We start from the raw sequence: 13958 nt of genomic DNA on the forward strand, positions 1-13958 counted from the left end.
GGGGCGGGCCCCCCCCGCCCCGCCCCCCCCCCCCCCCCCCTCACCCCCCCCCCCCCCCCCCCGGCCCCCCCGGGGGGGGGGGGGGCCCCCCGGCGATGGGCCGCACAGCGGCCCCGTTCCAGATTATCAAGGGGTACGATTACGCCGCGTCTCGATGATGTTCGGCAACTGCGAGATCCGCCCCAGCAGGCGCCCCAGCGCATCCAGGCCGGGAATCTCGATGGTCAGCGACATCAGCGCGGTGTTGTCTTCCTTGTTCGAGCGGGTGTTCACCGCCAGCACGTTGATCTTCTCGTTCAGCAGCACCTGCGACACGTCGCGCAGCAGCCCCGGGCGGTCGTAGGCGCGGATGACGATGTCGACCGGGTAGGTCTGCACCGGGATCGGCCCCCAGCTCACCTGGATCATGCGCTCCGGCTCCTTGCCCGCCAACTGCAGCACCGAGGCACAATCCTGGCGGTGAATGCTCACGCCACGGCCCTGAGTGATGTAGCCGACGATGGCGTCGCCCGGCAGTGGCTGGCAGCAGCCAGCCATCTGCGTCAGCAGGTTGCCGACGCCCTGGATCTGGATGTCGCCACGCTTGCCGGTACGCGGCCCGGTCGGCTTGCGCGGCACCAGTTCGATCTGCTCGATGCGCTCGGGCTCGAGCAGCTGCTGGGCCGCGTTGACCAGGTGCGCCAGGCGCAGGTCGCCGGCGCCGAGCGAGGCGAACATGTCCTCGGCGGTCTTGACGTTGGTCTTCTCGGCCAGGCGCTCGAAGTCCACCTGCGGCAGGCCCAGGCGGCTGAGTTCGCGCTCGAGCAGGGTCTTGCCGGCAGCGACGTTCTGGTCGCGTGCCTGCAGCTTGAACCAGTGCACGATCTTGGCCCGCGCGCGCGAGGTGGTGACATAGCCCAGGTTGGAGTTCAACCAGTCACGGCTGGGGTTGCCGTGCTTGCTGGTGATGATCTCGACCTGTTCGCCGGTCTGCAGGCTGTAGTTGAGCGGCACGATGCGCCCGTTGATCTTGGCGCCGCGGCAGTTGTGGCCGATTTCGGTGTGCACGCGGTAGGCAAAGTCCAGCGGCGTGGCGCCCTTGGGCAGGTCGATGGCGTGGCCGTCCGGGGTGAACACGTAGACCCGGTCCGGCTCGATGTCGACCCGCAGCTGCTCGGCCAGGCCACCGATGTCGCCAAGCTCTTCGTGCCATTCCAGCACCTGGCGCAACCAGGAGATCTTCTCTTCGTAATGGTTGGAACTGGGCTTGACGTCAGTGCCCTTGTAGCGCCAGTGCGCGCAAACCCCCAGCTCGGCTTCCTCGTGCATGCCGTGGGTGCGGATCTGCACCTCCAGCACCTTGCCCTCGGGGCCGATCACCGCCGTGTGCAGCGAGCGATAGCCGTTCTCCTTGGGGTTGGCGATGTAGTCGTCGAACTCCTTGGGAATGTGCCGCCAAAGGGTATGCACGATACCCAGCGCGGTGTAGCAGTCGCGGATTTCCGGCACCAGCACACGGACCGCGCGCACATCGTAGATCTGGCTGAATTCCAGGCCCTTGCGCTGCATCTTGCGCCAGATCGAATAGATGTGTTTGGCCCGGCCGCTGATGTCGGCGTTCACGCCCGTGGCCAGCAGTTCGTTCTGCAGCTGGTTCATCACATCACTGATGAAGCGCTCGCGGTCCAGCCGGCGCTCGTGCAGCAGCTTGGCGATCTGCTTGTACTGGTCGGGCTCGAGGTAGCGGAAGGACAGGTCCTCCAGCTCCCACTTGATGTGGCCGATGCCCAGGCGGTGCGCCAGCGGCGCATAGATGTCGAACACCTCGCGCGCGACGCGCAGGCGTTTCTCGTCGTCGGCGGCCTTGACCGCGCGGATCGCGCACGTACGCTCGGCCAGCTTGATCAGTGCCACACGCACGTCATCGACCATGGCCACGAGCATCTTGCGCAGGTTCTCGACCTGCGCCTGCGAACCCAGCACCAGCGACTGGCGCGGGCTCAGGCTGGCGCTGATGGCCGCCATGCGCAGCACGCCGTCGATCAGCTTGGACACCACCGGGCCAAAGCGCTGGCTGACCTCTGCCAGGGTCACCTTGCCTTCGCGCACCGAGCGATAGATGACCGCCGCCACCAGGGAATCCTGGTCGAGCTTGAGGTCGGCAAGGATTTCGGCGATTTCCAGGCCCGCCTGGAAGCTGGACGTACCGTCCGCCCAGGAATGTTTGGCCGGGTTGCCCTTTCTCTCGACTTCATGGGCAAACTCGCAGGCCTCTTTCAGCGCTGCGCGATCCAGTGCCGAATCGACGCTTACCACATGGTCCAACCATGCTTCGAGATTGATACTGCCGTCGGTGTTGACCGGCTGGTGCACTCTCACCTGTACCATCTTTTTTTACCTTTCCATACAGCGCAGCGCTTATGGCTGCGCTGGCGATCACCGTACGGCCACCAGTCCGTGGAGGCCGCACCAAGGGGCCAGTCAGCTAGCCCGCTTCGAATAACGCCATGGCCTCGACATGTGCCGTCTGAGGAAACATGTCGAGAATCCCGGCCCTTTTTAACCGGTACCCCTGACCGACCAGCACCTGGGCGTCTCGCGCCAGCGTGGCCGGGTTGCACGATACATAGACCAGCCTGCTGGCCTTGAGGCGGGCGATGCCTTGCACCACCTCGAAAGCACCGTCGCGCGGTGGGTCCAAGAGTACCGCAGAAAAGCCCTCGGCGGCCCATCCGGCGTCGGCCAAAGGCTGCGATAAATCGGCCTGAAAAAACCGTGCGTTATGCACATTGTTGTTCCGGGCATTGGCTGCGGCCCGATCGACCATGGCCTGCACACCTTCCACTGCCACGACTTCGCGCGCCTGGCGGGCCAGCGGCAAGGCAAAGTTGCCCAGGCCGCAGAACAGGTCCAGCACGCGCTCGTCGGCCTGCGGTGCCAGCCAGGCCAGGGCCTGCTCGACCATCGCCGTGTTGACCTGGGCATTCACCTGCACGAAGTCGCCCGGGCGCCAGGCCAGTTCCAGCTGCCACGGCGCCAGGGTGAAGCCCAGTTGCGCGGCCGGGTCGACCGGCGCCGGGTCACCTTCGCCCTGTAGCCACAGCTGGGCACCGGCCTGCTCGCAGAACGCCTGCAACCTGGCCAGGTCTTCTGCCGGCAGCGGCGCGACATGGCGCACCAGCAGCGCCTCGGCGGTGCCACTGAACAGTTCCACATGGCCCAGCGCCTGCGGCTTGCTCAACGCGTGCAGCACGGTCGGCAAATGGCGCAAAATCGCCTGCAAGGGCTGTACCAGCACCGCGCAATCGTCGATGGCGATGATGTCCTGGCTGGCCTCGGCGCGGAAGCCGACCTCCAGCTGGCGCGCCTTGACGTCCCAGCGCACGGCCACACGGGCGCGGCGCCGGTAGCCGAATTCTGGCCCGCTCAGCGGCGCGGCCCATTCCTCGGGTTGCACGCCGGCCACCCGCTGCAGCTGTTCGGCCAGGGTGCGCTGCTTGAGCGCCAGCTGCGCTTCGTGCGGCAGGTGCTGCAGGTTGCAGCCACCGCAGCGCTGGTAGAACCGGCACGGTGCCTCGCGGCGCTCGGGGCTGGCCTGCAGCAGGCGCCCCAGGCGGGCTTCGACCACCTTGCCGCGGGCATTGAGCACCCGCGCCTCAACGGCCTCGCCGGCCAAGGCGCCACTGACGAACCAGGTACGCCCCTCATGGAAGGCGATACCGCGGCCATCACCCGCCAGGCGTTCGATGTCCAGGCGCTGCTTCTTGCCCACCGGGACCTGGGTATTGCGGTTGCCACCGGCCGGCTGGAAGCGCAGGCCGCTGTTGGTTTTTTTCTTGGACATTTAGCTCAGATCGAACAGGCCGGTGGACAGGTAACGGTCGCCACGGTCGCAGATGATCGCGACCATCGTGGCGTTTTCCACCTCGCGGGAAAGGCGCAGCATGGCCGCGACCGCACCACCGGAAGACACGCCACAGAAAATGCCCTCTTCGCGGGCAAGGCGACGGGTGGTGTCTTCGGCTTCCTGCTGCGACATGTCGACCACGCGGTCCACGCGGCTGGCGTCGAAGATCTTCGGCAGGTACTCCTCGGGCCAGCGGCGGATGCCGGGGATGGCCGAGCCTTCCATCGGTTGCAGGCCAATGATCTGCACCGCCGGGTTCTGCTCCTTGAGGTACTGCGAGCAGCCCATGATGGTACCGGTGGTGCCCATGGAGCTGACGAAATGGGTGATGCTGCCCTGGGTCTGCTGCCAGATCTCGGGGCCGGTGCTGTTGTAATGGGCAATCGGATTGTCGCCATTGGCGAACTGGTCCAGCACCAGGCCACGGCCTTCGGCCTGCAGCTTTTCGGCCAGGTCACGGGCGCCTTCCATGCCCTCCTCCTTGGTCACCAGCAGCAGCTCGGCGCCGTAGGCGGTCATGGCGGCCTTGCGCTCGGCGGTGGAGTTGTCGGGCATGATCAGAATCATCTTGTAGCCCTTGATCGCCGCTGCCATCGCCAGGGCAATGCCGGTATTGCCGGAGGTGGCTTCGATCAGGGTGTCGCCGGGCTTGATCTGGCCGCGCAGTTCGGCGCGGGTGATCATCGACAATGCCGGGCGGTCCTTCACCGAGCCGGCGGGATTGTTACCTTCGAGCTTGAGCAGGAGGGTATTGCTGGTTTCCCCAGCGATGCGCTGCAGGCGAACCAGGGGCGTATTGCCGACGCAATCGGCGATGGTTGGGTACTGCAAGGTCATGGTGTATTTCACAATCCGGACGGCAGGGGCGCCTATCATACCGGCAAACCCTTCCAGGCCATATCACGCAATCTGTGGTGAATATAGCTACAAGGTATATAGGTGTGACCTGTGCCGGCCTCTTCGCGGGTAAACCCGCTCCCACAGGTACTGCACAGCGCCCAGGAACATGGCTACACCTGCTGGAATACAGCCTCAAACACAATGAGGTACCCGCGAAGGGGCCGGCACATGTAACGGCAAACGCATGCACAACCGCAGCCCGCGCTTGCCGTTCTGCGCCCACAAGGTCCCGCCCTGACGCTGGATGGCGCCACGGGCAATGCTCAACCCCAGACCAAAACCACCGTCCCCTGGCCGCGAACCGTCCAGCCGCGAGAACGGTGCGAAGATACGCTCCAGGTCTTCCTCGGCCACCCCGCCACCTTCGTCTTCCAGCCATAACCGCCAGTAACCGCCTTCACGCTGCCCGCCCAGCCGCACCAGGCCATCGGCCGGCGAGTGACGAATGGCATTGCGCAGCAGGTTCTCCAGCGCCTGGGCCAGGTGGTTGAGGTTGCCCTGCACCCAGCACTCGGCCGGCACTTCGCAGCGCAGCCGCGAGGGCGCCCAGCCACTTTCATAGCTGGCATTCTCGGCCAGCATTTCCCACAAGGCATGCACCTCGATCGGCTCCAGGTTCATCGGCGCACGCTCGGCGTCCTGCCAGGCCAGCTGCAGGGTGTCCTCGACCAACTGCTGCATGCAGCCCAGCTCTCGCGTCAGCCGTTCACGCAAACGCTGCAGGTCGGTTTCCGCCTCGCAGGCCACCCGCAGCCGGCTCAGTGGCGTGCGCATTTCGTGGGACAAGTCGCGCAGCAACTGCTGCTGCATGGTCACGGTGCCTTGCAGCCGCTCAGCCATCTGGTCGAAGGCCCGGGCCAGTTCGCCCAGTTCGTCATGCCGGGCGATGGTGCGCGCGTCGAGGCGGGCCGACAGCTGGTCGGCGCGCCAGGCGTTGGCCTGCTCGCGCAACTGGTTCAGCGGCACGATCAGCATGCGGTACAGGCCCACGCACAGCAGCAGGGCGAACAACCCGGGGATGATGCCATTGGTGACGATGCGCCACAGCAGCCGGTACTGGCCGGGGTTGAAGCGCTGCGGTAGCTCGATCACCAGCATGCCCTGCTCCGGCGCCCCGGGGAACGGGATGCGCAACCACGGCTGGTCGACGCTGCGCCGGCTCATCGGCCAATCGACACCGCGCAGGCGGGTCAGCCGCTGCATGGTCTGCGCGTCGAGCTTGGCGCTGTCGAGCGGCCGCAGGTTGGGGTCGAGCACGCCCACCCAACCGCGTTCGCGCTCATGCAGGGTCGCCAGCCAACGGTCCAGCCCGGCCCGGCCGCCACTGCGCCAGGCCTGTTCGGCCTCGGCGGCATACCCCCGCAACACTTGCTGCGCCGGCTCGGAAAGGAAGGCGTTGCGGGTCTCCATGTGCCGGCCCCAGGTGTAGCTGAGGCCGATCATCAGCAGGCAGAAACCCACCAGCAGGATCGCCAGTTTCCAGAACAGCGAATGGCGGTCGAGCATGGGTCACTCCACCTCGCTGGCGCTGAGCACGTAGCCTTTGCCCCAGACGGTGCGGACCTGCCGTTCGTGATAGCCGATGCCCTTGAGCTTGCGGCGGATCTGGCTGACATGCATGTCCAGGCTGCGGTCATGCCGCGAGTAGCCGCGCTGCAGCACCTGCTGGTAGAGGAACGGCTTGCTCAGCACCTCGTCGAGGTTGCGGTTGAGGATGTCGAGCAGGCGGTATTCGCTGGGGGTAAGGCCGGCCAAGCGGCCATCGAGGCGCACATCGCATAGCGCCTCGTCGTATTGCAGCTCACCACTGGCGGCCTGCGCCTGCTGCGGCTGATGGCGGCGCTCCAGGGCCACGCGGCGCAGGATCGCCTCGATGCGCACCTGCAATTCGGCCATGCTGAACGGCTTGGGCAGATAATCGTCGGCGCCGCGCTGGAAGCCGCTGATGCGGTCTGCTTCGGCGCCCAGCGCCGACATCAGGATCACCGGCGTGGCGCTGCGCTTGCGCAACTGTGCCAGCGCATCAAGGCCGTTGAGCCCGGGCAGCAGGATATCCATGAGCACCACATCGAACAGTTGGCGCGCCGCCACTTCCAGGCCCTCCAGGCCATTGCGGCACCAGGTCACCTGAAAGCCACCACGCTGCAGCTCTTCGTGCAGGTAGGCGCCGAGGACCGGGTCATCCTCGATGGCGAGGATATTGGAGTTGTGAATAGCTACAGGATTCATTGGCAACTGCCATACATTCTCAATTGCGCAATTATTGGGCATGCAGCGCCCGGCAGGCAACCGCCCTGCGACCAATGCACCTGCGCAGGGGCCAAACAACGACTAAAGAGGTGCAATACCGCGGCAGGCGGAGTAACTTTCCGGCTTGGCCGTCATCGCTCGACGGCATCCAGGCACATGACAGGAGGCGAGTGTGCTCGATCGCTTGGGAATTCGCAGCCGGGTCCTGCTGCTGGCACTGCTGCCGGCCGGCCTGATGGCCCTGGTGCTGGGCAGTTACTTCACCTGGCTGCAACAGAACGAGCTGCGTACCCAGCTGTTGCAACGCGGCAAGATGATCGCCGAGCAACTGGCGCCGCTGGCCGCGCCCGCCATGGCCAGGCCGGCACCGGCGCAACTGGAACGCATCGCCGCGCAAACCCTGGAGCAGACCGATGTGCGTGCGGTCGCCTTCCTGGCCCCGGACCGCACGCGCCTGGCCCATGCCGGCCCGAGCATGCTCAACCAGCCGCCCAGCGGCGGCAGCGGCACCCAGCTGCTGCAACGCAGCGGCAATGACGCCACCCGCTACCTGATGCCGGTGTTCGGCCACCACCGCGACCTGGCCACCGATGCCGTGCCGGCCGAAGCCGAACGCCTGCTGGGCTGGGTCGAGATCGAGCTGTCGCACGACGGCACCCTGCTACGCGGCTACCGCAACCTGTTCACCAGCCTGTTGCTGATTCTCGCCTGCCTGCTGCTCAGCGGCCTACTGGCACTGCGCATGAGCCGCACCATCAACGACCCCATCAAACGCATCAAGCATGCGGTCAACCAGCTCAAGGACGGCCACCTCGAAGAACGCCTGCCGGCCCTGGGCAGCCATGAGCTGGACGAACTGGCACGCGGCATCAACCGCATGGCCGAAACCCTGCACAACGCCCACGAAGAACTGCAGCACAGCATCGACCAGGCTACCGAGGACGTGCGCCAGAATCTGGAAACCATCGAGATCCAGAACATCGAACTGGACATGGCACGCAAGGAGGCCCTGGAGGCCAGCCGCATCAAGTCGGAGTTCCTGGCCAACATGAGCCACGAAATCCGCACCCCGCTCAATGGCATCCTCGGTTTCACCCACCTGCTGCAGAAAAGCGAGCTGACGCCGCGCCAGCTGGACTACCTGAGCACCATCGAGAAGTCCGCCGACAACCTGCTGGGGATCATCAACGAGATCCTCGATTTCTCCAAGATCGAGGCCGGCAAGCTGGTGCTCGACAGCATCCCGTTCAACCTGCGCGACCTGGTCCAGGACACCCTGACCATCCTCGCCCCGGCCGCCCATGCCAAACAGCTCGAGCTGCTCAGCCTGATCTACCGCGACACCCCGTCATCGCTGATCGGTGACCCGTTGCGGCTCAAGCAGATCCTCACCAACCTGGTCAGCAATGCCATCAAGTTCACCCGCGAGGGCACCATCGTCGTGCGCGCCATGCTCGAAGACGAGCAGGAAGACAGCGCACAGTTGCGCATCAGCGTGCAGGACACCGGCATCGGCCTGTCGCCGCAGGATGTGCGCACGCTGTTCCAGGCGTTCAGCCAGGCCGACAATTCGCTGGCCCGCCAGCCCGGCGGCACCGGCCTGGGGCTGGTGATTTCCAAGCGCCTGATCGAGCAGATGGGCGGTGAAATCGGCGTCGACAGCACCCCGGGCGAAGGTTCGCAGTTCTGGATCAGCCTCAACCTGCCCAAGGCCCACGATGATGTCGAGGAGCTGCCGGTGCAGCCGCTGCTCGGCCGCCGCGCAGCGATCGTCGATGGCCACGAACTGGCGCGCCAGGCCTTGGAGCATCAGCTGCAGGACTGCGGCCTCAGCGTCAGCCTGTTCACCTCGTACGAGCACTTGCTGCAAGGCGTGCAGGCAGCCAGCCAGGCCGGCCTGCCGTTCGAGTTCGCCGTGCTCGGGGCCAACCTGGGCAACCTGTCTCCCGAGCAACTGGGCCGCTACCACCAGCAGCTCGAACGCTACCATTGCCAATGCGTCGTGCTGTGCCCTACCACCGAGCAGGCGCTGTATCACCCGTACCTGCCCAACGGCCATGGCCAGTTGCTGTCCAAACCTACCTGCACGCGCAAACTGCGCCGCCTGTTGCTGGAACTGCTGCACCCACGCCGCCCGCAGGGCGAGGCGAGCAGCGGCAACGGCCAGCGCCGGCCGAAGATCCTCTGCGTCGACGACAACGCCGCCAACCTGCTGCTGGTGCAGACCCTGCTCGAAGACCTCGGCGCCGAGGTGCTGGCGGTCGACAACGGTCATGCCGCCGTGCAGGCGGTGCAGGACGAGCGCTTCGACCTGGTGTTGATGGATGTGCAGATGCCCGGCATGGACGGTCGCGCCTGTACCGAGCAGATCCGCCTGTGGGAAAACACCCAGAGCGGCAACCCGCTGCCGATCGTCGCGCTCACCGCCCACGCCATGGCCAACGAAAAACGCGCGTTGCTGCACAGCGGCATGGACGACTACCTGACCAAACCGATCAGCGAACGGCAGCTGGCCCAGGTGGTGATGAAATGGACCGGCCTGAGCCTGGGCACGCCACAGCAGGAACGCCAGGCCGAGCAGCTGCCCAGCGCCGATGAGCTGAAGGTGCTCGACCTCGAAGAAGGCTTGCGCCTGGCCGCCGGCAAGGCGGACCTGGCGGCCGATATGCTGAGCATGCTGCTGGGCTCGCTGGACGCCGACCGCGAAGCCATACGCGCCGCCCGCGAGGCTGACGACCGCCACAGGCTGATCGAGCAGGTACACCGCCTGAACGGCGCCTCGCGCTATTGCGGCGTGCCGCAGTTGCGCGCCGCATGCCAGCGCAGCGAGACCTTGCTCAAGCAGGACAACCCGCAGGCGCAGCAGGCACTGGATGAGCTGGATGCGGCCATCGACCGGCTGGCCGCGCAGGCCTTGTAGAAACGGCCTTGTGTCGCAATCGAGCCATGTATGAGGAGCCCCACCATGCGCGCCCTGTTGTTCAGCAGCCAGCACTACGATCAGGAAAGCTTCACCCGCGCGGCCAGCGCTGCCGCGCTGGAGCTGCACTTCCAGCCCGCCCGCCTGACCCTCGACACGGCGGCCCTGGCCGATGGCTACGAGGTGGTCTGCGCGTTCATCAATGACGAACTCGACGCCCAGGTGCTGCAGCGCCTTGCCGCAGGTGGTACACGCCTGGTCGCCCTGCGCTCGGCCGGCTACAACCATGTCGACCTGGCTGCCGCGCGGCGCCTGGGCCTGACCGTGGTGCGGGTGCCCGCCTACTCGCCACACGCCGTGGCCGAACACGCCGTGGCGCTGATCCTGGCCCTCAACCGGCGCCTGCACCGGGCCTACAACCGCACGCGCGAAGGTGACTTCACCCTGCACGGGCTGACCGGCTTCGACCTGCACGACAAGACCGTGGGCGTGGTCGGGACCGGCCAGATCGGCGCCACCTTCGCCCGCATCATGGCCGGTTTCGGCTGCCGCCTGCTGGCCTGTGACCCCTACCCCAACCCCGAGCTGCTGGCCCTGGGCGCGCGCTACCTGCCATTGCCCGAGCTGCTGCGCGAAGCCCGCATCATCAGCCTGCACTGCCCGTTGACCGAGCACACCCGGCACCTGATCAACGCCCAAAGCCTGGCCCAGCTACAGCCCGGCACCATGCTGATCAACACCGGCCGCGGTGCGCTGGTCGACACCCCGGCGCTGATCGACGCGCTGAAAAGCGGCCAGCTCGGCTACCTGGGCCTGGACGTCTACGAAGAGGAAGCCCAGCTGTTCTTCGAGGACCGCTCCGACCTGCCGCTGCAGGATGACGTACTGGCCCGTCTGCTGACCTTCCCCAACGTGATCATCACTGCCCACCAGGCCTTCCTCACCCGCGAGGCGCTCGATGCCATCGCGGCGACCACGCTGGACAACATCAACCGCTGGGCGGCAGGCAATCCACAGAATCTGGTGATGGGTTAGTGCTAGGATACGCGGCATTTCTGGAGGACCCATGGTCGAGCACGATTTCCGCTACACCCTTTTCAACCCGCAACACACCCTGATCGAGTGCCGCGCACTGGTACCCGGCCGTTACCAGGTCACCGGCAATGGCGGCTCGATGCACAAAGGCGACACCCTGCTGGTGACTCTCAAAGGCAGCAAGGACCTGTCCATGCGCCTGACCGTGGAGAGCGTGCGCCACCTGATCAACCCACGCGGCCAGTGGGTTGCCGTGGCCAGCGGCCCGCTGTTCAACGAGCTGGAAATCCTCGCCTGGCAGGTTGCCTGCGACAGCTGCGACGCGGTGCTGGACTTCGAGTTCGCGGTGGACGCCAAGCTGGGCAAGAAAGCCCGCCAACCTGCCGCCAGCGCGCGGATCGCCGAGCTGGGCTGGGCCAGCCGTGGCGACAAGCACCTGTGCCCGCGTTGCCAGGAGAGCGCCGAGTGAAGAATCTGCTGACCGGCGCGCTGATTGCCAGCGGCCTGCTGGGCTGCGCCGCAGAACCTTCCAGGCTGCAGCAGGAGCGCAGCTACGTGCTGGAATGGATTGGCGAACGACCGCTGATCGACTACAGCCACCTGACCCTGACCTTGGCCAGCGATGGCCGTGCCTATGGCAACGCCGGTTGCAACCACTGGTTCGCGCCGTACACGCTGGACGGCGAGCACCTGACCTTCGGCAAGGTCGGCAAGACCCGCAAGCTGTGCGCACCGGCGCTGATGGAGCAGGAAAAACGCTTCCTGCAGGCACTGGAAACGGTGCAGCGTTGGGATGTATCACCTATCGAGCAGATGCGCTTCTGGCCGGCCGAGGGCAAGCCGCTGCGCTTCTGGCCTGAGGAAGGCTAATAGTGCCGGGGCCGCTTTGCGGCCCCAACATGCATCAGGCGCCCTTCAGGGCCTTGATCCTGGCTTGCAACCCTTCCCGGGTCTGCTCGCCCAGCAGTTGCTCACGCACCTTGCCCTTGTCATCGATGATGTAGGTCACCGGCAGCGCCTCGCTGCGCGGCAGGTCATAGCGCTCGGCCGGGTCCTGGGCCAAGACGGTGAACGCGATGCCCAGGGTTTCGGCGGCCTGCTTCAGCTCCTGCCCCTGCAAGCCATCGAAGTTCACCCCCAACACCTTGATGCCGTCGGCCGCCCAATCCTTGGCCGCGGCGTTCAGTTCCGGAATTTCGGTACGGCACGGCCCGCACCATTCGGCCCAGTAATTGAGCACCAGCCAGTGCCCGTCGAGCTGTTCGGCCTTGACCGTATTACCGTGTTGGTCCACGCCATAATCGGCACCGCAACCACCGAGCAGCAAGCTCGCGGTGATGGCCAGTACTGCTGCCAGACGCCTTGTCATGGGTCAATCCTTCTCGAGTTTTCAAGCAAATTGGTCAGTCGCTGCGGTTAGAATAGCCGCCACACCCTGCTGGATGCGACCCGACATGACCGACCTCACGCTTTATCATAACCCGCGCTGCTCCAAATCCCGCGGCGCCCTGGAACTGCTCGAAGCCCGCGGCCTGGCACCGACCATCGTGCGCTACCTGGAGACCCCGCCCGACGCAGCTACCCTCGAGGCCCTGCTCGGCAAGCTGGGCATCGCCCCGCGCCAGCTGCTGCGTACCGGCGAGGACGAGTATCAGGCGTTGAACCTGGCCGACCCGGCACTGACCGACGCCCAACTGATCGAGGCCATGGCCCGGCACCCCAAGCTGATCGAGCGGCCGATCCTGGTCGCCGGTGACAAGGCCGTGATCGGCCGCCCGCCCGAGAAAGTGCTGGAGATCCTGCCGTGAGCGAGCCCTACATTCTGGTGCTGTATTACAGCCGCCATGGTTCGACCAGCGAAATGGCCCGGCACATCGCTCGCGGTATCGAGCTGGCCGGCATGGAAGCGCGCCTGCGTACGGTGCCGGCAATTTCCAGCGAATGCGAAGCGGTGGCCCCCGACATCCCGACCACTGGCGCGCTGTACGCCACCCTGGACGACCTGCGCCACTGCGCCGGCCTGGTCCTGGGCAGCCCGACCCGCTTCGGCAACATGGCGGCGCCGCTCAAGTATTTCCTGGACGGCACCAGCAGCCTGTGGCTGGGCGGTGAACTGGTCGGCAAGCCGGCGGGGGTATTCACCTCCACCGCCAGCCTGCACGGCGGCCAGGAAACCACCCTGCTGTCGATGATGCTGCCACTGATGCACCACGGCATGCTGGTGATGGGCCTGCCGTACAGCGAATCGGCCTTGCTCGAGACCCGCGGCGGCGGCACGCCGTATGGCGCCAGCCATCATGCCGGCGCCGATGGCAAGCGTGAACTCGACCCGCACGAGATCGCGCTGTGCCGTGCCCTGGGCCAACGCCTGGCGACCACGGCCAAGGCCCTGGAGGCCGCACGTGGCTAGAAAGCCCAAGGTGTTGCCAACGCTGGCATGGCTGGCCCCGCGCCTGCGCCTGACACGGGCGTTGAGCCTGGCATTCTTCTTAGGCCTGATCACTCTGCTGGTAGTGAACAACCTGTGGTTCGCCAACCTGCATGGAGCGCGGGTCGAGGTCATCCTGGCAATCGAACTGGTGCCGCTGCTGCTGTTGCTGCCGGGCATGCTGACAGGCAGCGCGCGGGCGCATGCCTGGACCTGCTTCGTGGTGAACATCTATTTCATCAAGGGCGTGCTGGCGGCGTTCGACCCGGCGCGGGCGCTGTTCGGCTGGGTCGAGGTGTTGGTGAGCCTGGGGCTGTTCATTGCCGGGCTGCTGTATGTGCGCTGGAAGTTCCAGCATGAGCGGCGTATGGCGGGCGAAGGTAGTTGAATTCGGGGCCGCCTTGCGGCCCATCGCCGGGGGGGCCCCCCCCCCCAAAAAAACAAACGGGGGGGGGGGGGGGGGGGGGGGGGGGGGGGGGGGGGGGGGGGGGGGGGAAAAACACCCCCAGAACCGTGAAAACCCCCCCCCCCCCCCCCCC

13 protein-coding genes are annotated in these 13958 nt (G+C 66.2%); 7 read left to right on the forward strand and 6 right to left on the reverse strand.

Translation table 11 applies throughout. The features are described from left to right. Window positions 1-126 precede the first annotated feature (126 nt). From relA to C6A77_RS24095, 5 genes are all read right to left on the reverse strand, one after another. A complete protein-coding gene (gene relA / locus C6A77_RS24075) occupies window positions 127-2367 on the reverse strand; it encodes a GTP diphosphokinase (protein WP_114171860.1) in 2241 nt (746 codons plus the stop codon). Window positions 2368-2464: 97 nt separating this feature from the next. Next, window positions 2465-3823, reverse strand: coding sequence for a 23S rRNA (uracil(1939)-C(5))-methyltransferase RlmD (gene rlmD, locus C6A77_RS24080; RefSeq protein WP_114171861.1), 1359 nt, complete (start codon window positions 3821-3823; stop codon window positions 2465-2467). Then, complete coding sequence (gene cysM / locus C6A77_RS24085; protein WP_161959691.1) at window positions 3824-4723, reverse strand: cysteine synthase CysM; 900 nt, start codon at window positions 4721-4723, stop codon at window positions 3824-3826. Window positions 4724-4918: 195 nt separating this feature from the next. Next, window positions 4919-6292, reverse strand: a complete 1374-nt coding sequence (locus tag C6A77_RS24090; RefSeq protein WP_114171863.1) for a sensor histidine kinase — start codon at window positions 6290-6292, stop codon at window positions 4919-4921. Window positions 6293-6295: 3 nt separating this feature from the next. Continuing rightward, window positions 6296-7015, reverse strand: a complete 720-nt coding sequence (locus C6A77_RS24095) for a response regulator transcription factor (protein WP_114171864.1) — start codon at window positions 7013-7015, stop codon at window positions 6296-6298. Between the two features lie 193 nt (window positions 7016-7208). Between C6A77_RS24095 and C6A77_RS24100 the strand changes: the two genes are divergently transcribed. From C6A77_RS24100 to C6A77_RS24115, 4 genes are read left to right on the forward strand one after another with little or no spacing between them, the layout of a single operon-like run. After that, on the forward strand, window positions 7209-9956 hold the full coding sequence (locus tag C6A77_RS24100) for a response regulator (RefSeq protein WP_114171865.1): 2748 nt from the start codon (window positions 7209-7211) through the stop codon (window positions 9954-9956). A gap of 45 nt (window positions 9957-10001) precedes the next feature. Further along, complete coding sequence (locus C6A77_RS24105; protein ID WP_114171866.1) at window positions 10002-10991, forward strand: 2-hydroxyacid dehydrogenase; 990 nt, start codon at window positions 10002-10004, stop codon at window positions 10989-10991. Window positions 10992-11022: 31 nt separating this feature from the next. Beyond that, window positions 11023-11460 (forward strand): hypothetical protein, encoded by a 438-nt coding sequence (locus C6A77_RS24110; protein WP_114171867.1) that lies wholly within the window; start codon window positions 11023-11025, stop codon window positions 11458-11460. After that, window positions 11457-11861: an META domain-containing protein gene (locus tag C6A77_RS24115; protein ID WP_114171868.1), complete on the forward strand. Its 405-nt coding sequence runs from the start codon at window positions 11457-11459 to the stop codon at window positions 11859-11861. The genes C6A77_RS24110 and C6A77_RS24115 overlap by 4 nt, the downstream gene beginning before the upstream one ends. A 34-nt stretch (window positions 11862-11895) precedes the next feature. Here C6A77_RS24115 and C6A77_RS24120 read toward each other — a convergent pair whose 3' ends face one another. Then, the gene (locus tag C6A77_RS24120; protein WP_114171869.1) at window positions 11896-12360 is read right to left on the reverse strand and encodes a TlpA disulfide reductase family protein; all 465 of its coding nucleotides are present in this window, start codon (window positions 12358-12360) and stop codon (window positions 11896-11898) included. A gap of 85 nt (window positions 12361-12445) precedes the next feature. Between C6A77_RS24120 and arsC the strand changes: the two genes are divergently transcribed. The 3 genes from arsC to C6A77_RS24135 are packed head-to-tail and all read left to right on the forward strand — an operon-like array spanning window position 12446 to window position 13807. Next, a complete protein-coding gene (gene arsC / locus C6A77_RS24125; RefSeq protein ID WP_114171870.1) occupies window positions 12446-12799 on the forward strand; it encodes an arsenate reductase (glutaredoxin) in 354 nt (117 codons plus the stop codon). After that, window positions 12796-13401: an NAD(P)H:quinone oxidoreductase gene (wrbA, locus tag C6A77_RS24130; protein ID WP_114171871.1), complete on the forward strand. Its 606-nt coding sequence runs from the start codon at window positions 12796-12798 to the stop codon at window positions 13399-13401. The genes arsC and wrbA overlap by 4 nt, the downstream gene beginning before the upstream one ends. Beyond that, window positions 13394-13807: a DUF2069 domain-containing protein gene (locus C6A77_RS24135; RefSeq protein WP_114171872.1), complete on the forward strand. Its 414-nt coding sequence runs from the start codon at window positions 13394-13396 to the stop codon at window positions 13805-13807. Before wrbA ends, C6A77_RS24135 begins: the two co-directional genes overlap by 8 nt. The last annotated feature ends 151 nt before the right edge of the window (window positions 13808-13958 follow it).

The organism is Pseudomonas sp. AFG_SD02_1510_Pfu_092, assembly GCF_003331055.1.
Taxonomy (GTDB): Bacteria; Pseudomonadota; Gammaproteobacteria; order Pseudomonadales; family Pseudomonadaceae; genus Aquipseudomonas.